This is a genomic window from Arthrobacter sp. AL05 (assembly GCF_029960715.1).
Lineage (GTDB): Bacteria > Actinomycetota > Actinomycetes > Actinomycetales > Micrococcaceae > Arthrobacter.
Genome location: NZ_JASBRC010000007.1, coordinates 82,577 through 102,829, shown reverse-complemented (window position 1 = coordinate 102,829; position 20,253 = coordinate 82,577). Strand labels below are relative to the sequence as shown.

At 64.9% G+C, this 20,253-nt stretch carries 23 protein-coding genes and 1 pseudogene; 12 read left to right on the top strand and 12 right to left on the bottom strand.

All coding sequences use genetic code 11. From position 1 onward, the window contains the following. Window positions 1-17 precede the first annotated feature (17 nt). The 6 genes from QK287_RS10700 to QK287_RS10675 form a co-directional block, all read right to left on the bottom strand. Window positions 18-1,241 (bottom strand): glycosyltransferase family 1 protein, encoded by a 1,224-nt coding sequence (locus tag QK287_RS10700; RefSeq protein WP_282360025.1) that lies wholly within the window; start codon window positions 1,239-1,241, stop codon window positions 18-20. After that, the gene (locus QK287_RS10695; protein WP_226775600.1) at window positions 1,241-2,146 is read right to left on the bottom strand and encodes a DUF6492 family protein; all 906 of its coding nucleotides are present in this window, start codon (window positions 2,144-2,146) and stop codon (window positions 1,241-1,243) included. Before QK287_RS10695 ends, QK287_RS10700 begins: the two co-directional genes overlap by 1 nt. Then, a complete protein-coding gene (locus QK287_RS10690) occupies window positions 2,146-3,237 on the bottom strand; it encodes a glycosyltransferase family 2 protein (RefSeq protein ID WP_282360024.1) in 1,092 nt (363 codons plus the stop codon). Before QK287_RS10690 ends, QK287_RS10695 begins: the two co-directional genes overlap by 1 nt. After that, window positions 3,234-4,730 carry a lipopolysaccharide biosynthesis protein gene (locus QK287_RS10685; protein ID WP_282360023.1) on the bottom strand — a complete coding sequence of 499 codons (1,497 nt, stop codon included), beginning with the start codon at window positions 4,728-4,730 and terminating at the stop codon, window positions 3,234-3,236. The genes QK287_RS10690 and QK287_RS10685 overlap by 4 nt, the downstream gene beginning before the upstream one ends. Then, a complete protein-coding gene (locus tag QK287_RS10680) occupies window positions 4,727-5,965 on the bottom strand; it encodes a glycosyltransferase family 4 protein (protein WP_282360022.1) in 1,239 nt (412 codons plus the stop codon). The genes QK287_RS10685 and QK287_RS10680 overlap by 4 nt, the downstream gene beginning before the upstream one ends. Before the next feature lie 277 nt (window positions 5,966-6,242). Beyond that, a complete protein-coding gene (locus QK287_RS10675; RefSeq protein WP_226775604.1) occupies window positions 6,243-6,923 on the bottom strand; it encodes a DUF1345 domain-containing protein in 681 nt (226 codons plus the stop codon). Between the two features lie 240 nt (window positions 6,924-7,163). Between QK287_RS10675 and rpsF the strand changes: the two genes are divergently transcribed. From rpsF to rplI, 4 genes are all read left to right on the top strand, one after another. Beyond that, window positions 7,164-7,469 carry a 30S ribosomal protein S6 gene (rpsF, locus tag QK287_RS10670; RefSeq protein WP_226775605.1) on the top strand — a complete coding sequence of 102 codons (306 nt, stop codon included), beginning with the start codon at window positions 7,164-7,166 and terminating at the stop codon, window positions 7,467-7,469. A gap of 55 nt (window positions 7,470-7,524) precedes the next feature. Further along, window positions 7,525-8,115, top strand: a complete 591-nt coding sequence (locus QK287_RS10665; RefSeq protein ID WP_226775606.1) for a single-stranded DNA-binding protein — start codon at window positions 7,525-7,527, stop codon at window positions 8,113-8,115. 126 nt (window positions 8,116-8,241) lie between these two features. Further along, on the top strand, window positions 8,242-8,481 hold the full coding sequence (gene rpsR, locus QK287_RS10660) for a 30S ribosomal protein S18 (protein ID WP_003800144.1): 240 nt from the start codon (window positions 8,242-8,244) through the stop codon (window positions 8,479-8,481). Window positions 8,482-8,498: 17 nt separating this feature from the next. Further along, entirely contained in the window at window positions 8,499-8,951 is a 453-nt protein-coding gene (gene rplI / locus QK287_RS10655) for a 50S ribosomal protein L9 (RefSeq protein ID WP_226775607.1), read from the top strand. 261 nt (window positions 8,952-9,212) lie between these two features. On the opposite strand, the gene QK287_RS18515 is transcribed toward rplI, so the two are convergent. Continuing rightward, on the bottom strand, window positions 9,213-9,476 hold the full coding sequence (locus QK287_RS18515; protein WP_348774710.1) for a hypothetical protein: 264 nt from the start codon (window positions 9,474-9,476) through the stop codon (window positions 9,213-9,215). On the opposite strand from QK287_RS18515, the pseudogene QK287_RS10645 reads away from it, so the two are divergent. After that, a pseudogene (locus QK287_RS10645) lies at window positions 9,406-10,170 on the top strand (PhzF family phenazine biosynthesis protein). The gene QK287_RS18515 and the pseudogene QK287_RS10645 overlap by 71 nt on opposite strands. Before the next feature lie 120 nt (window positions 10,171-10,290). After that, on the top strand, window positions 10,291-10,917 hold the full coding sequence (locus QK287_RS10640) for an FMN reductase (protein WP_226775608.1): 627 nt from the start codon (window positions 10,291-10,293) through the stop codon (window positions 10,915-10,917). A 117-nt stretch (window positions 10,918-11,034) separates the two neighbouring features. Here the strand turns inward: QK287_RS10640 and QK287_RS10635 are convergent, their stop codons facing one another. Together QK287_RS10635 and QK287_RS10630 are read right to left on the bottom strand one after the other, a co-directional pair. After that, a complete protein-coding gene (locus tag QK287_RS10635; RefSeq protein WP_226775609.1) occupies window positions 11,035-11,610 on the bottom strand; it encodes a hypothetical protein in 576 nt (191 codons plus the stop codon). A gap of 4 nt (window positions 11,611-11,614) precedes the next feature. Then, the gene (locus tag QK287_RS10630) at window positions 11,615-12,082 is read right to left on the bottom strand and encodes a hypothetical protein (RefSeq protein WP_226775610.1); all 468 of its coding nucleotides are present in this window, start codon (window positions 12,080-12,082) and stop codon (window positions 11,615-11,617) included. Between the two features lie 627 nt (window positions 12,083-12,709). Here QK287_RS10630 and dnaB point away from each other — a divergent pair. Further along, window positions 12,710-14,089: a replicative DNA helicase gene (dnaB, locus tag QK287_RS10625; protein ID WP_226775611.1), complete on the top strand. Its 1,380-nt coding sequence runs from the start codon at window positions 12,710-12,712 to the stop codon at window positions 14,087-14,089. Window positions 14,090-14,092: 3 nt separating this feature from the next. On the opposite strand, the gene QK287_RS10620 is transcribed toward dnaB, so the two are convergent. After that, window positions 14,093-15,067 carry an acyl-CoA thioesterase gene (locus QK287_RS10620; RefSeq protein WP_282360021.1) on the bottom strand — a complete coding sequence of 325 codons (975 nt, stop codon included), beginning with the start codon at window positions 15,065-15,067 and terminating at the stop codon, window positions 14,093-14,095. Between the two features lie 194 nt (window positions 15,068-15,261). On the opposite strand from QK287_RS10620, the gene QK287_RS10615 reads away from it, so the two are divergent. The 3 genes from QK287_RS10615 (at window position 15,262) to QK287_RS10605 (ending at window position 17,674) form a co-directional block, all read left to right on the top strand. Then, complete coding sequence (locus tag QK287_RS10615) at window positions 15,262-16,620, top strand: MATE family efflux transporter (RefSeq protein WP_226775613.1); 1,359 nt, start codon at window positions 15,262-15,264, stop codon at window positions 16,618-16,620. 9 nt (window positions 16,621-16,629) lie between these two features. Further along, a complete protein-coding gene (locus tag QK287_RS10610; protein ID WP_226775614.1) occupies window positions 16,630-17,223 on the top strand; it encodes a hypothetical protein in 594 nt (197 codons plus the stop codon). Between the two features lie 85 nt (window positions 17,224-17,308). Further along, window positions 17,309-17,674, top strand: a complete 366-nt coding sequence (locus QK287_RS10605; RefSeq protein ID WP_226775615.1) for a hypothetical protein — start codon at window positions 17,309-17,311, stop codon at window positions 17,672-17,674. Window positions 17,675-17,785: 111 nt separating this feature from the next. On the opposite strand, the gene QK287_RS10600 is transcribed toward QK287_RS10605, so the two are convergent. After that, complete coding sequence (locus QK287_RS10600; protein ID WP_226775616.1) at window positions 17,786-18,328, bottom strand: CGNR zinc finger domain-containing protein; 543 nt, start codon at window positions 18,326-18,328, stop codon at window positions 17,786-17,788. 177 nt (window positions 18,329-18,505) lie between these two features. Here QK287_RS10600 and QK287_RS10595 point away from each other — a divergent pair, with 177 nt between their 5' ends. Beyond that, a complete protein-coding gene (locus QK287_RS10595) occupies window positions 18,506-19,471 on the top strand; it encodes an EamA family transporter (RefSeq protein WP_282360081.1) in 966 nt (321 codons plus the stop codon). Between the two features lie 67 nt (window positions 19,472-19,538). On the opposite strand, the gene QK287_RS10590 is transcribed toward QK287_RS10595, so the two are convergent. Continuing rightward, a complete protein-coding gene (locus tag QK287_RS10590) occupies window positions 19,539-19,802 on the bottom strand; it encodes a hypothetical protein (RefSeq protein WP_226775617.1) in 264 nt (87 codons plus the stop codon). Between the two features lie 174 nt (window positions 19,803-19,976). On the opposite strand from QK287_RS10590, the gene QK287_RS10585 reads away from it, so the two are divergent. Then, the gene (locus QK287_RS10585; RefSeq protein WP_226775618.1) at window positions 19,977-20,249 is read left to right on the top strand and encodes a DUF2277 domain-containing protein; all 273 of its coding nucleotides are present in this window, start codon (window positions 19,977-19,979) and stop codon (window positions 20,247-20,249) included. The last annotated feature ends 4 nt before the right edge of the window (window positions 20,250-20,253 follow it).

Sequence of the window (20,253 nt, the reverse complement as noted above, 5' to 3'; positions counted from 1 at the left end):
GGACCAGTGCGGCCGGCTTATGTGGCGTTCAGGTCTCCCCTGCACGCCGATTCAAGACTGTCCGCCACCATCGCCTGGGTGTGGTCCCAGCCCTGCCGGACCCCGGGCGCAGCTTTCCACTCCGGACCTGCGACCAGCAAAGAGAGTGCGCCGGCCAGGGCCGCCGGGGTTGGCCGGGCCCAGACGGCACCGGCGCCGGGAAGATCGGCTTGTGCCATGGCGGAGTCATTCAGGACGGGCCTGCAGCCTGCAGCCAGGAGTTCTTCGGCAGCCAAGGAGATATTCGTAAACGACATCACCAGACCGGCTTTGGTGCGGTTGTAGAGTTCATTCAGTTCAACTGGCGGAAGATTCCCATGACTCGTGACAGGAATACGCCAGTTCGCCACGCGGTCGCCATAGACATGGATCTCCACCTCCGGGTGCATATGGTGGAAGAGTTCCAGCGCCAACTTGCCGAGAGCGTATCCCCTGCGGTCGGTGTTCCGCTTGGCGTAAAAAACCACGCCGCTTCGCGGCCGGCCGCGGGCATCCTCCAGGATCCGGTACACCCCGGTATCGCAGCCAAACGGGACCGTCAACGCCGGCACGATGCCTGATTCGTGCTGAAGCTGCGCTGCTACCATGTCGCCGAGCGCAATCAACTCGAGGCCCAGGTGGTATGACATTTCTGCGAGGGTGTACAGCGAACCGCGAGGATAAAAATAGGGTTCGTAGTCCTGTACAAGGTAGAAGAGGCGAATCGGGCCCCGCACCCGGGACGCCACCACATGAGCCGTCTGCCAGGAACTGGCCACAACCGCGTCGACCCCGTCGATGCTGGGTGTAGCTGACCTGATGGCTGCTTTCATCCCGGGCCAGCACCGCCGAATAACTTCCTCATGGCGAGCGACGTCGTCGGCGTTAACGTCGTAAAGGAACAGGGTGCAGCTGTGTCCGCGGCGCTCCAATCCTTCAACCATGCGGAACAGGGTTGTGTGCCCGCCGGATCCGGCCCCGGGCGGTGTGCAGACCCAGCCGATTTCAAGGGCGCCGTCCCGGACGGGATAGTGGGAAGGAACCCGGCGGGTTTCCGGATCCGTAATGTCCTCTGTCCGGAGGGGGAAATCCAGCTCGGCCCACCCCAGCCGGTCGCCGGCCTTCTGGGCGATCTTCCGTGTTCCGCGGCGAAAAACTTCGCCGGGGCCGTCCCGCTTCAGCCTGGTGGCCAGCTGGGCCAGCCGCCCTCTGGGCCGCATCATCAGCCCTGCTCCCGTTCGCCGGCCAGTGTCCCCCGGACGTTTGCAACGGCTTGGCGGCGGTGGTGGAGCCTGGTTCCCGACTTGGCCGAAATCATGATGGCAAGATCGTCGGAGCTGACCGCTGCCAGCAATTCAGCCAGTCCGGCAGGATTCAAGGGGCGCTCTTCCGAGTAGACGACGCTTTTCATCCGCGAGGTCGTTGACTCCGCACCTCCGAGCACCTCGTCCACATACACTCCGTAGAGGATCATTTCGGAGAAGCGGAGTTGACTGCCGATTGCAGTGGTCCAGTTCAGACCCGTGTTTTCTTCCACTGCGGACAACAGGTCCCGGACGATTGCGGGGTTCCAGAGGCACGGCCAGCTGATGTAATCCGGAAGGTTTTCGGCCGGCGGCGGTGCCAGTCCCAAGAGTGACCGGGAAGTTTCGTGCCAGGTGCGGTGCAGGGGCAGCCCGGCGTGGACCGCCCCGGGGTTGCGGTACATTGCAGGCCTCCCGTTCACCATAAAGGACTCCAGGGACGTCCTGCGGATGAGCACCATGTCGGAATCCACCAGTAGCACTCCCCGGGTGGTGAAGGAGGCGGCAGCGGACAATTTGACCAGTTGCTGGGCGATCCAGCCGCGCACTGGTGGCCAGGGGCGCAGGGCGTTCACCCAGGCGTTGGCGCCCGGTATCTTGACCAGGCGGCGCGGCAGGAACTCACCGACATCGTGGACAAACGTCCGGCCCCCTTCCATGCTGCTGAAGTGTTTCCGGTCCCCGCACGGGACAACGATGTGGTGTTCGACGTCGTCGGTCAACTCCATCACGGACCGGTTCAGGTCAGCGCACAACTCCGCGTCGGGTCCGTAGCTCGGGGTCAGGACGGTCAGCTCGGCTCTGGCGGCATCCTCAACAGTCATCAGTACACTCCAGTCCTGTGCCAGCGCCGCCATTGGAGCTCGGATCTCAATCGCGCCGCCATGCGCCGGGCCAGTGCGGCAGCGGTGAATCGCGCGGACCGGGAAGTCTGGCCCGGGCGCAGCGCCAGACGAGTCCATGCGGTGGTGCCAACCACTCCGGGGGCCAGTTCCCGGGCGAGCTCACGGCTGGACCGGAACAGATCTGTCTGTCCGGCGCCTCGGTCGAGTTCGCGTCGAGCGGTCTTCAGGGCTTCCTCGACCAGCGCCCGGGTGGCGCACCGCCGCAGCTCGCCGGCTTCGGCGATCGAGCCGGCAGGGCCGGCAAAAAGTACGTCGAAAGCTTCCCGTCGCTCCTGCAGATCCACGAAGACGTTGACCTCGCGGGCGGAGAGGCTTTCGCTGTGCTCGCGATGCCAGGCCTGATCGGCCCCGTGGATGTAGGCGACGTCAGCGAAGGCGGAGAGGCGGAACCAGAGCTCCATGTCATGGGTGTGCCGGAGCTGTGCCTGGTAGCCGATTTCTTCCAGTACCGACCTGCGCATCAGGACCTCGGGCGAGGTGATGACGTTGATGCCGCTGCGGCAGCGGTCAGTCAGCCACTCCCGGCCCGGCCAGATGGTCCAGGCGGATGCGAGTAGCCGGGGCGGCGGGAGTACATTGGCGGAGAAGTGGATGGGGTGTCCGTAGACCAGCCCTACCGAGGGGTAAGCGCGGGCCACCCGAGTGGAACGGCCAAGTGAGCCAGGGGTCAGCATGTCGTCAGCATCGAGCCGCACGAGGAACTCGCCTCGTGCGGCTTTGGCACCATGGTTGAATGTTTCGACGACGCCACGGTTGGTGTTGTGGGTCAACACCCGGACGTTGCCATGTTCGGCGGACAGCAGTTCCGCCACGTCCCGGCTGTCATCCGTCGAAGCGTCATCGACGATGATCACGTCAACGGTGACGTCGTCCTGGCTGACGGCGCTGAGCACCGCGGCACGAAGGAATCGGCCGTAGTTGTAGCAGGAAATGACCACTGTGACAGTAGCCGGGCCGTCGGCCCCCGGCGAGGGGCGGGTTCTGATCTTCTTGCTGATCGTTGCCGTCACAGTGGTCCCGCAGCCGTCGTCGTCTCCGGTGCGGGCGCCGGAGACGGGGCCGCGCCGGCGTCGGCCGGCATCCAGCCCCTGAGGTCGCGGATCTGCTGCCGAAACCAGCGGCCCAGCAGAAGTGAGTAGACGGCCGTGCCGGTCAACCCCCCGGCGAGTAGTCCCGTGAGTGGTGTGGGGGCCCAGCCGAGGGCTGCCATAGCGGCACCACCCGCCGGAACAGCAGCCGCCAGGGGTGGCCACAGGCGGGCGGCCACGGCCCGGAGATCGGCCCCGCTGCGGCGAAGGGCCACGGCATAGGCGGGACACACCACGACGGCGGCCGTCGCCAGGTGCGCGATCGCCACGCCGGGGGTTCCTCCGGCCTGAATGCCGAACAGGACAGCAGGGATAAGGGCAGCGATCCAAAGGATTTGCACAACGAGCACCGGTCTTGAGGCGCCTCTGGCCAGTAGATACGACGCGGCCAGGTCGAACAGGGTGCGCAGGGCTCCGAAGAGCCCGAGCCAGGCAAGGATAGGGACAGCGGACAGCCAGACGGTCCCGTAGACCAGTTCAATGACCGGTTGCGCCAGTACCGCCAGCATAAGCCCGGCCAGCAGGGACACTGCCCAGGTTGGACCCAGGACCGCCGCGAAACTCTTGTCGGTATTCCCTCGGGCCAATCTGGCAAACGCAGGTATGGAGATGGAGCGCACAACTTGGCCCAGCGCACTCATCGGCCAGTTGGAGACGTTGAATGCCAGGAAGTAGAAACCAAGTGCCACGGGGCCGGCAAGACGGGAGATTGCTACGTTGTCGACGTTCAAAAGCACCCAGGAGAGCATGTTGGCACCGGCAACGGGGAGCCCAAACGCCAGCACTTCCGGTGCCACGGACCGGTCGAATCCGAACCGGACCTTTTCTCCGGCGAGGATGAACTGCAAAACCAAGGCGACACTTTGGGAGACAAGCCGCCCGACAGCAAGACCCATTACGCCCCAGCCGGCCAGAATCAGGATGATCGTTAAAGCGGTGCCGACAACGAAGTCCGAGACCGCAATTCCGAACAATTCTTTCTGCGCGAACCGGCGTTGCAGTGCCGCGTAGGGCACCACTCCGGCCCCTGCCAGCAACAACGAGACCGCCATGACCGAGATCACCGGACCGGAGTCCGGGCTGCCAAGCAATTCGGCTACACCCTGGCCCGAAAGAGCCATGGTCACGGCCAGCAATGCTCCCGAAGCAATTCCGAGGCTGGCTACCGTTGGCGCTTTCCGTGCGGGCTCCGCCGAGCGGATCAGATCCGCGCTCATGCCTAAATCGGCGAGGGTCATAAGGATGGCCTGTACGGTTAATGCGATGGCAAACGCGCCGAACTGTTCAGGTGCCAGCAACCGAGCCAACACGATTCCAACGGCAAAACTGCCCAGCCGCAGCACGAGGCTGTTGATGCTGCTCCACGCGAGCCCGCGGCCGATTTGCGGCCCAAGTCCGGGCTGGGCGGCCCTCATGCCGGTGACTTGCGGGGGCTGAGTGGCGGTTTGGGCTGCCTGAAATTCATCACGGCACGGAATTTCGCCACCCCATAGCCGGTCCGGACCACGGAGCTGTTGAGCCGGGCCCCCGGCGGTGCCAGCAGCAGGCGACGGTAGGTGGCTTCAAGCTTCCGTGCCGCTTGATCGAGGCCGAATCTTTGTTCAACCAGTTCGCGACCGAAGGCTCCGAGCTCCGAACGCAACTGCTCGTTGTCCAAGAGGAGGGCGAGAATCTGCGTCAAGTCCGCCCCGCCGCCACCGCCGTGGCCGAACCATCCGTCCTGCAGGAACCGGGGTGCCGTCTCCGGGCTGGCGAGTTTCCAGAAACCCCTTGTCCCCTGCACGATAAGGGGTTTGGCATACGCCATTCCGCGCAACGCTGAGCTTCCCATCCCAAGAACCACATCCGCCGCGTCGTAGAGCGGCCGGGGGTCGCCGACGTTGCCCAAAACCCGAACCACTTCCCGGCCGCGCCGGCGGTTGACCGCCCGGGCCGCCGCAGCTACGTCAGCCAGGCCTTCGCCGTCGCCGGCGATCAGCAAGGTCACCGGCCGGCTTTCGGACAAATTGTCCATAACCCGGATGGCCGCCTCAACGCCCTGCAATTTTTCCAGGTCCGTTGTCAGCCGGCCAACTACGCTGACGACCAGCTGATCCGGCGGGATATGGAGCTGGCGCCGGGCATTAGGGACGACGGACGGCTTGTTCTGGGCAGTGTCGACCGGAGGCTCCATGACCTGAACGTGGGAGCGCCGGAGATTCTGCTGGACGGCGAGGGCATGCGTGCCGACAATCAGGGGAAAATGCCGCGGCAGGAAGTCCGGGACGTCCATCGAGAGCACTGTCATAACTGCCGGGGTTCCGAGGCGCAGGCCGGGCCCGAACGCTGTATCGATACTGGGTGCCCACTCATAGGGGTGGACAACGTCAATACCCCGCGACCGCACTGTGGTTGTCAGTTTTCGGATGGTCGCGGGATCCACGGCGAATCTGCGCCGCGGCGCTTCGACGTACTCGAGGTTCAGCATCCTCACCTTCTCGACCAGTACGCCGGAGGTGGCGAAGACCGTCACGTTATGTCCCAGATCGCGCACTGCGCCCGCAAGCTCAAGTGCGTTGATCTGGCTGCCTCCCATGGCCAGCTCATGGGGGTAGACAAGAATACGCATGGCGGGGGTGAGGTCCTGCTCGCTGCGGCACACTTCAGGCATGCGGTCCCCGTCTGTCAAAAATGCGGCCGTTCGCTGGCACTCGCACTACAGCCCCACCGGAATTGCCCGCGGCAAATTCGGGGCTACAGCTAGCCACCTAGCTACCCTGTCGTGGAGGGATCGTCCCGATGGTGATACTCACAGCCAATATATCCGTCGCCCTGCCGGGGGACTAGGCCGTGCGGATAGTCGAGTAGGGCATCGCCCGAAGTCGAGTAGTCTCGACGTCCTGTACTCGTTTTTCTACCCTGCAGGACCAGTCTCCGGGCCGCCACCCTCAGGCCAGGCTGATCACGAGGTTGATGGTCGTGGCCAGGATGACGGTGCCAAAGACGTAGGAAAGCAGGCTGTGCTTGAGCGCTTCGGTCCGGATGCGGTGGTTCTTCAGGGCAGTGTCCGAGACCTGGTAAGTCATTCCCAGGCTTGTGGCGAGGTACGCGAAGTCGGTGTATTGCGGGTTGCGTTCCTGATTGAAGTCGATACCGCCAACGGCCGCCCCGGCCTTCCCGTCCGGGTGGTAATACAGCTCGGCGTACCGCAGCGTGAACAGCGTCTGCACCAAGAGCCAGGAGAGGGCCACCGACGCCAGCGCCAGAAGCCCGCCGGCGAAGCGGGATCCGCCGCCGCTGGTATGGGAATCAACGACGACGGCGGCCACCGCCCCGAGGCTGGCGACGTTAGCGGCCAGGATCAGCAGGTCAGTGGTGCTCCGGGCCGGATCCTCCGCGGTCGCGTGCGCGCGCGTTTCGTCCGGGTCGAAACGGCCGATCACCAGCCAGACCCACACAACATAGGTTAGTGAGGCGCTGCCCCAGCCGACCGCCGGGGCCTCCACCCAGTACCCGGACAGTCCGGTCGCCGTGGCCCCGAGTACTCCGGCGAGCAGCATCACCGCCAGCCGCAGCCGGCCGCGCCGGACCGGACGGGAGTGGCCGCGGATAAGGGAACCGGTGTTCATTCCCCGATCATGGCACAGGGTTGTCCACATAGCTTCCGGACCGATCTCCGGGCCTTGCCGGTTGGGCCTACGTTGGACAGGGATGGAATCGCGGAATCCGGTCCCGATGCACTAAGCTATTGAAGTCTGTGCTGCGCCCTGCCCCCGTCCCCGGGGGTGTTGCACGCACACGGCACCGCAAATGAACCTCCTGTTACGGAAATGCCGTAACCGCTTAGCCCAAAGGAGGTGGGTTCACATATGCGTCCTTACGAATTGATGGTAATCATCGACCCCGAGGTCGAAGAGCGTACCGTTGAGCCAACGCTTCAGAAGTTCCTGAACGTCATCACGACCGATGGTGGAACCATCGAAAAGGTTGACATCTGGGGCCGTCGTCGCCTGGCTTATGAAATCCAGAAGAAGTCTGAAGGTATCTACGCCGTGGTGAACTTCACCGCTGAGCCGGGTACCGCCAAGGAACTTGATCGCCAGCTGAGCCTCAACGAGACCATCATGCGCACCAAGATCACCCGCCCCGAAGTGCAGAAGGTTGTTGCTGAGTAATTTCAGCGTCCACTTTTCACTCTTCATCCCGCAGGAACGAACAAGGAGGCAGTAGATGGCAGGCGAAACCACTATTACGGTCATCGGTAATCTCACCAGTGACCCCGAGCTGAGGTTCACACCGTCAGGTTCGGCCGTAGCGAATTTCACCATCGCTTCTACTCCCCGCACCTTCGACCGCCAGTCCAATGAGTGGAAGGACGGGGAAACCCTGTTCCTGCGCGCATCGGTATGGCGTGAAGCAGCCGAAAATGTCGCCGAATCCCTGACCAAGGGGATGCGCGTCATCGTTTCCGGTCGTCTGAAGAGCCGTTCCTACGAAACCAAAGAAGGCGAGAAGCGCACCGTTATCGAGCTTGAGGTCGATGAAATCGGCCCCAGCCTGCGCTACGCCAACGCCAAGGTCAACCGTACCCAGCGCTCCGGCGGTGGTGGTGCCGGCAACGGTGCCCAGGGTGGTTTTGGCGCCGGCAACAGCGGCGGCGGCTTCGGTGGCGGCTCTGGTGGAAACCAGGGCGGCGGCAACGCAGGCGGAACCTGGGGCGGCAACCAGCCCGCACAGCAGGATGACCCCTGGGCTACGCCCGGGGTCAGCAATGCAGGCGGCGGCTGGGGCAACGGCCCGGACTCCGAACCTCCCTTCTAAACAACATCTAAGGTTCGAGGACGGACACTGCCGGGATGCCGCAAGGCGAACCGGTGCTGTTCAACGTCGGATCACCACCATCCCGTGGATCAATATCCACGGGCTCCATCGAATAGGAGCTCCACGATGGCTAAGGCTGAACTCCGTAAGCCCAAACCAAAGTCCAACCCCTTGAAGGCCGCTGACATCACTGTCATCGACTACAAGGACGTAGCATTGCTGCGCAAGTTCATCTCCGACCGCGGAAAGATCCGCGCCCGTCGCGTCACCGGCGTCACGGTGCAGGAACAGCGCAAGATCGCCCAGGCAATCAAGAACGCCCGCGAAGTTGCTCTGCTGCCTTACTCCGGCGCTGGCCGCGGCTAAGGAAGGGATTAACTAACATGGCAAAGCTCATTCTGACCCACGAAGTAACCGGTCTCGGTGCTGCAGGCGATGTTGTCGAGGTCAAGGACGGTTACGCACGTAACTACCTGCTGCCCCGCAACTTCGCTCTGACCTGGTCCAAGGGCGGCGAGAAGCAGGTTGAGTCAATCAAGACTGCCCGCGCCGCCCGCGAGCACGCTTCCCTGGAAGACGCTCAGAAGCAGGCCGCAGCACTCTCCGCCAAGCCGGTCAAGCTCGTTGTCAAGGCTGGCGAGACCGGACGACTGTTCGGCACCGTCAAGCAAGGCGACGTGGCCGACGCTGTTGAGGCCGCTGGCCTTGGCCGCATCGACAAGCGCAAGGTTGAACTGCCGACCCACATCAAGTCGGTCGGTTCCTACCAGGCCAACGTCCGTCTGCACAACGACGTTGCCGCTGTGATCGACCTCGACGTAGTCGCAGGCAAGTAGCCCTCAACGGCTCTGCACTCCCGAACTACTGGAAGGCCTCCGCCTTCGGATTCCTTGTCGGAACCGGATGCGGGGGCCTTCTGCGTTAAGATTCAGTCCCGGTGCAATACGGTCGTGACGTAACGGTAACCGTCCCGAACCAGCCCGGTCAGCACTGCCTCGTCAACGTCTCGAGCATAGTGATGTAGAGACAGCCAGCCCCGGTTTTGTGCTTCCCCAGCTGGGCCCGCAGGCTGGCCGGCTCCGGCCCGCAGCTCGGCCCTAAAGCGACAGGCTGGCCTTTCGCGGCGAGAAGCCTACTGCGGGTGCGTACCCTGCGCGGCCGGTCTCGTATTTGTAGTGGTACCGTCCGAAGCCCAAAATCGCGGGACCCCACATCTGGGCAGCCTGACCTGTCGCTTCAGCCATCGCCGAGAGCAAGCGGAGCCCTTCCCGGCGCCTGACAGGATGCTCGATGGCGGCCAGGAACTCCTCGACGGACGCGCCGGTGGCTGTGGTTATGTTTGCGGGCTTATTCGCGGCCATGCGTGCAGTCTCGCAGGGCCCGTCCGCGTTTGTCAGCTACCGGATCAGGATCTTCAGCGGCAGCCAAGAGTTCCCTTTTGCCGGGCACCCGACGCTCGGCTCGGCGCACGCCTGGCTCGCGGCTGGCGGTGAACCCCGGTAGGACGGGACGGTGGTCCAGGAGTGGGGGGCCGGACTGGTCAGGGTGAAGCGCGAGGGCGGGAGGCTGGCTTTTGCGGTGCCGCCGCTGACCCGATCGGGTCCGGTGGCCGAGGTGGTCCTCAGCCGTATTGCCGCCGGGCTGAGGCTGGAGCGGGAGGCGCTGCTTGACGCATCCTGGCTGGTCAATGGCCCTGAGTGGATCGGTGTGCTGCTGGATTCGGCGGATCTGGTGCTCGGCCTCAGGCCTGACTACTTGGCCCTGGCGGGACTGAAAGTCGGTGTGATCGGTCCCCACCCGGCCGGCTCCGAGGTTGGCTTTGAGGTGCGGACCTTTATCCCGGGGGACGCCTTGCCGGAAGACCCGGTCACCGGCAGCTTCAACGCAGGTGCCGCCCGGTGGCTGATCGGCAGCGGCCGGGCCTCGGTGTCCTACCTGGTGGCGCAGGGGACGGTGCTGGGCCGGGCCGGGCGGGTCCACATTGACGCGGTGGGGGACGACATCTGGATTGGCGGGAACACGGTGAGCTGCATTGAGGGGATGGTCCTGCTCTGAGGGGGCCGACCGGATGGCCAGGAGCGGCGGGGAATAAACGAGCAGGCACACGGCTTGACTAAGTAGATGCAAACGCATGAATTGGCGTTTGGTCCGGATAACAACTTGAGGAGCATTCGCGTGGAATCCCGCCGCATTACAGTTCTCTCTGCCGGACTCGGCGTCCCGTCGTCGAGCCGCCTGCTCGCGGACCAGCTGGCCGCCGCCGTCGAGCGCCAGCTCGCCGCCGCAGGATACGCAGTCGATATCGAGGTGCTGGAACTCAGGGACCTCGCCGTGGACATTGCCAACAATTTTGTGACCGGCTACGCCGCGCCAAAGCTGGCCGAAGTGATTGCCGGCGTCCGGGCCTCGGAGGGTATCATCGCCGTCAGCCCGGTCTTCAGCGCCTCCTACAGCGGCCTCTTTAAGTCCTTCATAGACGTCCTCGATCCCACGTCGCTTGAGGGCAAGGCCGTTCTGCTGGGCGCGACTGCCGGAACCGACCGGCACCAGATGGTGCTGGACTTTGCCATGCGGCCCCTGTTCACCTACCTCCGTACCCGGATCGCCGGCACGGCTGTCTTCGCCGGGCCCCAGGACTGGGGAAAAGACGGCGACGGCGAATCGCCGCTATCCGTCCGGATCGACCGGGCGGCCGGGGAGTTCGCCCGCCTCCTGGAAGTCCCACAGACGCTCCAGAAGCCGGATGCCCTGGCGACGCTGCCATTTGAGCAGCTGCTCGCCGGTATCTCGGCCCGCCGGTAGAGCGTTCCAGCCGGTAGAGGGTTCCGGCCGCTGCCGGAAACGTTCGGGCAGCTCCAAGCAGCGGCGCGTCCGGTAGTTGCTCACGCGTGAGTGCGCGGGGCGGCGCCGGACCGTTCGTCAGTCCTCCAGGAGTTCGATGAACTCGCGGGCCTGCTTGATGGAGATATCGGAGTGGCGGGTCAGGGCTTCCGCTGCGGCTTCGGGGTCGCCGCTTCTGGCCATGGTGCGGATTCGGCCGTAGATCTCGTCGTTGAGCATGTTGCTGCTGACCTCGCGGGTGACATCGCCCTTGCTGGCGATCGCACGGTAGCGGTACGCGAAACGCTGAGGCGCGTCGTCGTCGTCGTCCTCGCTGGGCTGCTGTCCCGGCACCTCCGGCCGGAAGGGCTGTGGGTGGGACGCAAGCGCCCCTACGGCGTCCCGGGAGGCCCGCAGGCCGTCCCCGGTAGCTTCGAGGTAGAGCTTGATGGCTCCCATTGCCTGACCCTGGGCGATCAGCGCGTAGAGGCGGCGGTGCTGCTCCTGGTTGAGCTTGGCCGCGGAGCTACGGGCCAGTTCCAGCGGATCACGCCCGGGCCGCGGGGCGGTTTCCGCCCGGGACCCGCTGGTCTTCCGGCCGACGGCGCGGGCGGCCAACAGGACGCCGGCGACGACGAGCGCCAGGATCAACAGGGGGATAAGCATGGATTCCATCAAGCTATAGCCGATCTACGTAATTCTTGGCGGTCAAAAGGTCTGACTGGGTTGCTTGCCGCAGCAACTTAATGGCCTGGATCTTTTTGCCGTTCCGGGCCAGGGACTGCAGCTGCAGGGCAAACTGTGGATTCAGCTGGCCGCCGGGCAGGACCGGCCCCTGGTAGCCGGGCTGCCCGACGGCCGGGGCAGATCCGGTCTGGGCCCGCAATGCCATGCGGGCATGATCGGCCTGCTGGGACTGCTGCTGTTCGTTTTGACTCGGACGCGTGGCCGCGTCCACCCGGGCCCGGGCGGCAGTAGCGGCCTGCACCTGGGCGGCGTAGTGGGCCTGTGAACGGACAGCGAGCTCCTGCTGGTAGCGATCCGCGTCGGACAAGCCAAAATCACGTGGTCGCAGGGCCGTCGTAAACGCCCAAAGTACAGCTGCCACGATGAGGGCAGGCAGTATAACTAGCAATACATCGCCCATGTGAAGAGCTTATGCCAGATCGCAGTTATCCACAGCACATTCTGTGGCCGGCGTACCATCAGTGCCGGGAGGCACCCATCCAGCCCGCCAGGTGAGGAACATCACCAAATGCGCATATTTCCGCCGGAGTGTGGCCTCATGTGCCGATCGCTATCCCCAGCCGCACCTAGCGCACTGTGGATGAACGCCGGCCGTATTTCTTTTACGTCCACACGGCCTTTTTTGCGTTTACGCAGGTCAGGGGCTGATTATGCGACAAAGAATTTTTCTATCCACAGCTGTTCCCACAGGCTGTGCACAAGCAGGGGGTGGTAGTGCACAGGTTATCCACAGGGGTGGAGACTCTTCGGGTTGGTGCCTGCCCGGACGGGGGATAACGTTGCTGGATATCGCGCCTAGGATCCTGGATTCCGATGCTGCCTTTCTTTCGGATTCCGCCCGGCCGGGCTGGATCCGGCCTGTGGAAAACCGGCAGTACGGGAGGCGGACAAAATGTCGGAGCCGGTTGATAGGACTTAACCCGTCGGATAACGGCCGGGCCGAGGCCAACCCGCAGCACAGACCAAAAGGCATACACGCCGCCGGCGAACGAAGGTCCGCCGCGGCACCCAATGGAGGACGGCAGTTTTGTCAGTTACGCATCTGGACTCAGTCGAGGGGACCCGCGGAGCCGAAGGCAGCCGCAAGCCGCCGCAGGACATTCCCGCCGAGCAGTCCGTCCTGGGCGGCATGATGCTGTCAAAGGACGCCATTGCCGACGTCGTCGAGATCCTTCGTGGTGTGGACTTCTACCGCCCGGCACACGAGACGATCTACGAGGCCATCATCGACCTCTACGGCCGGGGCGAGCCCGCTGACGCCGTCACCGTTTCGGATGAACTGACCAAGCGGGGCGAGATCAACCGAATCGGCGGCCCCGCCTACCTGCACGAGCTCATCCAGACGGTTCCCACCGCTGCCAACGCGGGCTACTACGCAGAAATCGTCGGTGAACGCGCCGTCCTGCGGCGTCTGGTCAATGCGGGCACTAAAATCGTCCAGCTTGGCTACGGCCAGGACGGCGAGGTCGAAGACCTGGTAAACCAGGCCCAGGCCGAGATCTACGCCGTCGCCGAACGGCGCACTGCAGAGGACTACGTGGTCCTCAAGGACGTGATGGAGTCCACGGTGGACGAGATCGAAGCCTCCGGCCACCGCGAAGAGGGAATGACCGGCGTTCCGACCGGCTTCTACGAACTTGATGAGCTCACCCACGGCCTGCACCCCGGTCAGATGATTGTCATTGCGGCCCGCCCCGCCGTCGGTAAGTCGACGTTCGCGCTGGACTTCGCCCGCTCCGCTGCCATCAAGAACAATCTGGCAACGGTGATGTTTTCGCTGGAAATGGGCCGGAACGAGATCGCCATGCGCCTGCTGTCAGCGGAGGCCACAATCGGCCTGCAGGATCTGCGCAAGGGCACGATCAAGGACGAGCAGTGGTCCAAGATCGCCACCACGATGGGCCGGATGAATGACGCTCCGCTCTTCATCGATGACAGCCCCAACATGTCATTGATGGAAATCCGGGCCAAGTGCCGCCGGCTGAAACAGCAGCACGATCTCAAGCTCGTTATCCTCGACTACCTGCAGCTGATGAGCTCCGGCAAGAAGGTGGAGTCCCGCCAGCAGGAAGTTTCCGAGTTCTCCCGCGCGCTGAAGCTGCTGGCCAAGGAACTGCAGGTGCCGGTCATTGCGCTCTCGCAGCTGAACCGTGGTTCGGAGCAGCGCCAGGACAAGCGGCCGATGGTCTCGGATCTGCGCGAATCCGGCTCCATTGAGCAGGATGCCGACATGGTCATCCTGCTGCACCGCGAAGACGTCTATGACAAGGAATCGCCGCGTGCCGGCGAAGCAGACATCCTCATTGCCAAGCACCGTAACGGCCCCACAAAAGACATTGTGGTCGCCTTCCAGGGCCACTATTCAAGGTTCGCGAACATGGCGGCGGATGCCGGTGGCGGCTTCTAGGAGCTAGCTGCCGCCACTGGGCAGCAGATGGTTGGGCAGCCGGTTCCCGGGTGCCCGGCCGCGGATCTCCAGCAGTGCCCGGGCGTGGGCGTACAGCCGATTGTCCTCCTCGGACACCGGCACCCATTGCGGGACCGGGACGGATGTGCCGTGTTCGTCGCGGGCCACCATCACGGTCAGGCAGTACGTTGTGAGGTGAAGCTCGCGTCCCTTGGGGTCTCCGGAGCGGACGTGCACCGCGATATGCATGCCCTTCGTTCCGGTGTAGACCAGCCGGGCCTCCACCTCCACCACATGGCCGATGAGCAGCGGACGATAAAACCTCACGCCGCCGGAGAAGACGGCTACCGTGTCCATGCCGCAGTAGCGTGAGGCACAGACGTAGGCCGCCTCATCGATCCATTTCATAACGATGCCACCATGGACCTTGCCGCCCCAGTTCACATCCGTGGGGGCGGCCACAAAACGGAGGACAACGCTCTCGGCCGTGCCGGCGTCGGTGTATTCCTGTCCGCTCATCGCCTGCACGATCTCCTCGCGGACCTTGATCCGGGCCACTGCGTGGTCGCGCTGTTCGATCCCGTCCGGTGCGGTCGGTTCAAACTGCGGCACCGGGACGGGCTTGCCGTCCGCGCCCACCGCCACGAAAATCACCAGACACTGGCTGCGCATCGTTGCCGGACCGCCTTTTACATCGCCCGAGGACACCACTGTGCGGATGTGCATGGAGGACCGGCCGGTGTAGACGATCGTGGCAGTGACCTCAACCATGTCCCCGCTGTTGACCGGGTTCGCGAAGTGGATGTTGCCCACGTAGGCGGTTACGCAGTAGGACTGTGCCCAGCCGACCGCGGCGGCGTAAGCCGCCTTGTCCACCCACTCGAGCACCGTGCCGGCGTCGACCGAACCGCTGTGCCCGACGTCGGTCGGAGCTGCAAGGAAGCGCAGGGTTACGGCGTTGGCGGCAGTCTCACTCATGCACAGAGTGTACTAACGGGCTGCGGAAGCGCCGCCGGATCCCGACACAAATGCTATCCGGGACGCCACACACCGCAAGCCGGACCGGGGTGGCGGGCAAATCATGCCGGAACTGAATTGACGCTGTTTCGGTCCGGGTGGACGCGTTGTGCTGCGAAGCGGTGCGACGCCAGGGGTGCCGTTAGTGTGGTTGCGTGCCAGCCTCCGCCCCGCCTCCTGCAGTGCTCCCGTCCCCGGCCAGCCGACGGCGCGAAATCCTGCGCCTTGCACTCCCGGCGTTCGGGGCGCTCATCGCCGAACCAGTGTTCCTCCTCGCCGATGCCGCCATCGTCGGCCACCTCGGAGTGGCCCAGCTTGCCGGCGTCGGGTTGGCCTCCGCGGTGCTGCATACAGTGGTGGGACTTATGGTCTTCCTGGCCTATTCGACCACTCCGGCCGTGGCGCGGGCGGTCGGCAATGGGCAGCTGTCCACGGCTCTCGCTGCCGGACGTGACGGCGTCTGGCTGGCGTTAATGCTGGGGGCATTCCTTGCCGTGGCGGGCTTCGTTGCCGCCGGGCCGCTGCTGGACCTGATGGGTGCCCGTGATCAGGTGCGGACCTTTGCTGTGGACTACCTGCGCTGGTCAATGCCCGGGCTCGCCGCGATGCTGCTTATCTTCGCCGGGACAGGCGTGTTGCGGGGGCTGCAGGACACGCGGACCCCGCTCTTTGTCGCGGCCGCCGGCTTTACCTTGAACATCGTGCTCAACCTCTTCCTGGTTTACGGCTTGCAGCTGTCAGTCACCGGCTCCGCCATCGGCACCAGCATCGCGCAGTGGGCCATGGCGGTTGTTTATGTGGTGATTGTCCGGCGGAACGCCCGCAACCACGGGGTCTCCCTGCGCCCCGAGTGGCGCGGCATCCGGGCGCTGACCAGGGTGGGCTCGTGGCTAATGCTGCGGACGCTGAGCCTGCGGGTGGCAATCCTCGCCACGGTCCTGGTGGCCACTGCCCAGGGGCCCGTGAACCTGGCAGCCCACCAGCTCGCCATGACGGTCTTTACTTTCCTCGCCTTCGCCCTCGATGCCCTCGCCATTGCCGCGCAGGCGCTGATCGGCAAGGAACTCGGGGCTGCCCGCCCGGCTGCCGCACGGGAGCTCACGGGCACTATGGTCCGCTGGGGCATCGGGTTTGGTGTGCTCACGGGAATCCTGCTGGCAGCTGCGGCGCCCTGGGCGGGGCTGCTGTTTAGCTCCGACGCCGAAGTCCGTGCCGCACTCGCGGTGGCGCTGTGGGTACTGGCGGCCGGCCAGCCGATCGCCGGATTTGTTTTCGTTCTCGACGGCGTGCTGATCGGGGCCGGCGACGCAAAGTATTTGGCGATTGCCGGCGTCGTGAATCTCGCGGTGTATCTGCCGCTACTTCTGCTTGTCGGGCACACGGGCGCTGGCGGCAGCGCTGGACTGCTCTGGCTGTGGGCGGCGTTTTCGCTGGGGTATATGGCGGCGAGGGCCGTGACGCTGGGCGCCCGGGCGCGAACGGACCGGTGGATGGTGCTCGGTGCTTCGCACTAAACTGGACGTGTGACTCTCCCCGCAGCCCCTGACGCGTCCACCGCCCTGCCCGCCGCGGCGGTTCTCTGGAAGCCCGTGCTAATCCGGGCGGCAATCGCCCTGGGATTTGGTGCCGTGACCGTCTTCTGGGCTGCACCAACCGCCATGGGCATGGGATGGGCCGGCGGCGCCTACCTGCTGGCAACCGGACTGGTGCTGCTGCGCAGCATCCACCAGACCGGGCTCCGTCCCGGGTCCGCCGCCGGAAAGGTGCTGTCGGCAGCCGGCGCCGTGCTGACCGGGACAGGGGCCGCCGTCGGGCTCATCTCCGGGAGCCTGGTCTTCGGTGTCCTTGCAGCGCTGGGGCTTGGCCTTGCCGGCGCCGCAGAACTCTACCTCGGCATCACCCTCCGGGGACGCTCACTCCTGGCGCGCGACTGGATCGCCTCCGGTGTGATCGGACTGGGCACGGCGGCGCTGCTGCCCTTTTTCATCGATCTGGGTCCGCATGCGCTGCTCGGCATCGCCGGCGGCGGCGGCATTATCAGTGGCGTGCTCTGGGTGCTGGCCGGACTGACGCTGCGGCACGATGCGCAGGCAGATTCGGCGGAGGCCGTAAACTAGGAAGCGAACAGGTTCTACCTGGTGTAGAACGATTGCGCTACCACAATTGCCACGCCCATTGCGTCGGCTGCAGGAGGAAAGCACCTTGGCACAGCAGAAATCAGGAGCCCCGCGCAAGCTGCGGACCTCGGTCAAGGGACCGCTAATGTTCTCCGCGTTCTGGGCTGTGCTGGCCTTCGTCACCACCTTGATTTTTGCCTCCGGCGGCAGCGCAAAGACGGCCCGCTTCGATCTGGCGTTCACGGCCGGCGGGAGTGCGTTCATTGTGATTCTGGTGGTGCTCGCCATGCTGTCAATGGGCCACAAGCCCAATGCCGAACACCTCGGCAAGGGATCCGGGGTCAACCTCAGCTCCCGGAACGCCGGCCAAGGCGGCCAGTCGGCGCAGCCTGAACCAGGGTCCGGCGCGCCAGGGTCCGGCGGCGACCAGGCACCCGGCGGCGACCGCTAGCTGTCCGACTGCCGCCGACCGCCGCCCCTCCGGCGCCGACCGATGGCCGGGGCTGCTGCTGGATCCGGCCGCCAGCGCCCGTGATGCCCTGCCCCTCCGCTCTGACGTGGCCTAGGAGGCTGCCTTGCGGGCCCGGTACGCCGCCACGTGGGCGCGGTTGGCGCAGTTCCCGGTGTCGCAATAGCGCTTCGACCGGTTTCGGCTCAGGTCCAGCACCACGGCGTTGCAGTCCTCGGCGGCGCAGACCAGCATCCGGTCCATTTCTTTGTTCCGGATGACGTCAACCAGGGCCATGGCGGCCTCCGTGCTCATCCTGTGCGCCAGTGGCGCGTCCGGGGTGGTGGCGTGCAGGTGCCAGTCCCAATCACCATGCCGGACGAGTTGGGGCAGTGCCCGCGCCTCCCGCAGCAGCCTGTTAACGGTGTCCACCGCAGCGGATTCGTCAGCGAACCACAAGGCCGCGAGTTCGCCGCGGAGGCGGTGCACTCCGGCAAGTTCGGCCTCGTCCCGGGTCCGCGAGCCGGTGAACCCCTCCGCCTCCAGAAACCGATCCAGGTCCGGCACTGTGGAAAGGTGCTCCGCACCGTTGGCCGCGGAATTGACCAGGCTGACAACCGACCGCAATGCCACCTCAGTGTCAGGGGCAAAAAGCATCTTGACTCCTTACGTAGGCGTGGCGTACTGTCATGACCATAACATCACTTTACTCCTGACAGGAGGCAGCCCTTGCCTGCCGATCGCTACCCGGCCGAAACGCCCGCCATGGCCGATTCCGGGTCACGATCCCCCGGAACGCCCGGCGCCCGCCGCCCCGGCGCGGCGGCAGGGTTCATGGCATCCGGGCTGGGTGTGGCCCTGTTTTCCTCGGCGGTGTTCGGCCTCTCCGGCTCCTTTGCCAAGGCGTTGCTGGAGACCGGCTGGAGCCCCGGGGCAGCAGTCACGGCCCGCCTCACCGGGGCCGCGCTCATCCTGGCCGTTCCCGCAGTCCCGGCACTGCGCGGGCGCTGGCACCAGCTGAGGGACAACTGGCTTACCGTCCTGCTTTTCGGGCTTATTGGGGTCGCGGCCTGCCAGTTGTTCTATTTCAACGCAGTGGCACGGCTTTCGGTCGGGGTTGCCCTCCTGCTGGAGTACCTGGCCCCCGTGATTATCGTGCTGTGGCTCTGGGCCGCCAGCCGCAAACGGCCCCGCCCACTGACAGTCGGTGGAACGCTGCTGTCCCTCGCCGGGCTGGTCCTGGTCCTGGACCTCACCGGAGCCGTCAAGATCGACATCGTCGGAGTCCTGTGGGGGATAGCAGCGGCCGTTTGCCTCGCGATCTATTTTTTCATCACGGCCAAGGAAAACGACACCCTGCCGCCGATCGTACTGGCCTCGGGCGGGCTTATGGTGGGCGCAGTGACGATGTGGCTTGCTGCGGCAACCGGCCTGCTGCCGATGGCGTTCAGCACTGCCGATACCCGGCTGGGCCCTTGGGTGGCGCCTTGGTGGGTGGCTCTGAGCGGGCTTGTGGTCCTGGCCACGGTGCTTGCGTATGTCTCCGGCATTGTGGCGGCACGCGCCCTCGGCTCCAAAGTGGCGTCCTTTGTGTCGCTGACCGAAGTGCTCTTTGCCGTCATCTGGGCGTGGCTTTTGCTCGGCGAGCTGCCCGGCCCCATCCAGCTCCTCGGCGGGCTGCTGATTGTCGGCGGCGTGATCCTGGTCCGGCTGGATGAACTCTGGGCGCCGTCCCGCGCCGGCGAAGCCGGGTCGCCGGCACCGCTGGACCACGCGAACGACGTCGAACCGGTGCCGTAGGCACGAACTGACTAAGCCGGCCCGGACGCTGCTGCGTCCGGGCCGGCTTAGTGTCTGGAGTTTTTGCCTAGCGGGAAGCGCTTTCCTGCTCGGTGGCGTTGCGGCTCGCCTGCTTGCCGGCCTCCTGCAGTGCCTGGGAAACCTTGGCCAGTGCCGCCACGTGCTGGCCGTTCCATTCGCTGCGGAACTTATCGGCGTCCGGGCCCTTCCAGTCGGTGCCCTCGAGCACCTTGGTGAGCATCGACTTCTGCTTGTCGATCTCCGACGAACCGGCCTGCAGCTTCGTCCCAAGAGTCTTGAGCTGAGCAATATCTGCGCCCCAAATAGCCATTCGAAAATCTCCTCAAAGCTTAGAAACGGATCCGGCCCTGCCGGGTTCCGCTGCGGCTTCCGGCTGTTCCGGAAGATCCAATGCCCCCAAACTATCCTGCCGGCCAAAATAGTGTCGATGGGCAGCCCTCCCCATGCCCTCGATCCCAGGTTGATTGGGGCCTAGCATGGAGGCATGTGCCGAAACATCCGCACCCTCCACAATTTTGAACCCCAAGCCACTGACGCGGAGGTGGAAGCCGCCGCGCTGCAGTATGTGCGCAAGATCAGTGGGAGCACCAAGCCGTCGAAGGTCAATGAAGAGGCTTTCAACCGGGCTGTCCACGAGATTGCACATGCTACCGAGCACCTGCTGGCCGCCCTGGTCACCCAGGCTCCAGCCAAGGACCGCGGCGAGGAAGCTGCCAAAGCGAAGGCCAGGGCCGCAGTCCGCTTCGGCGCGGCCTGAGGCG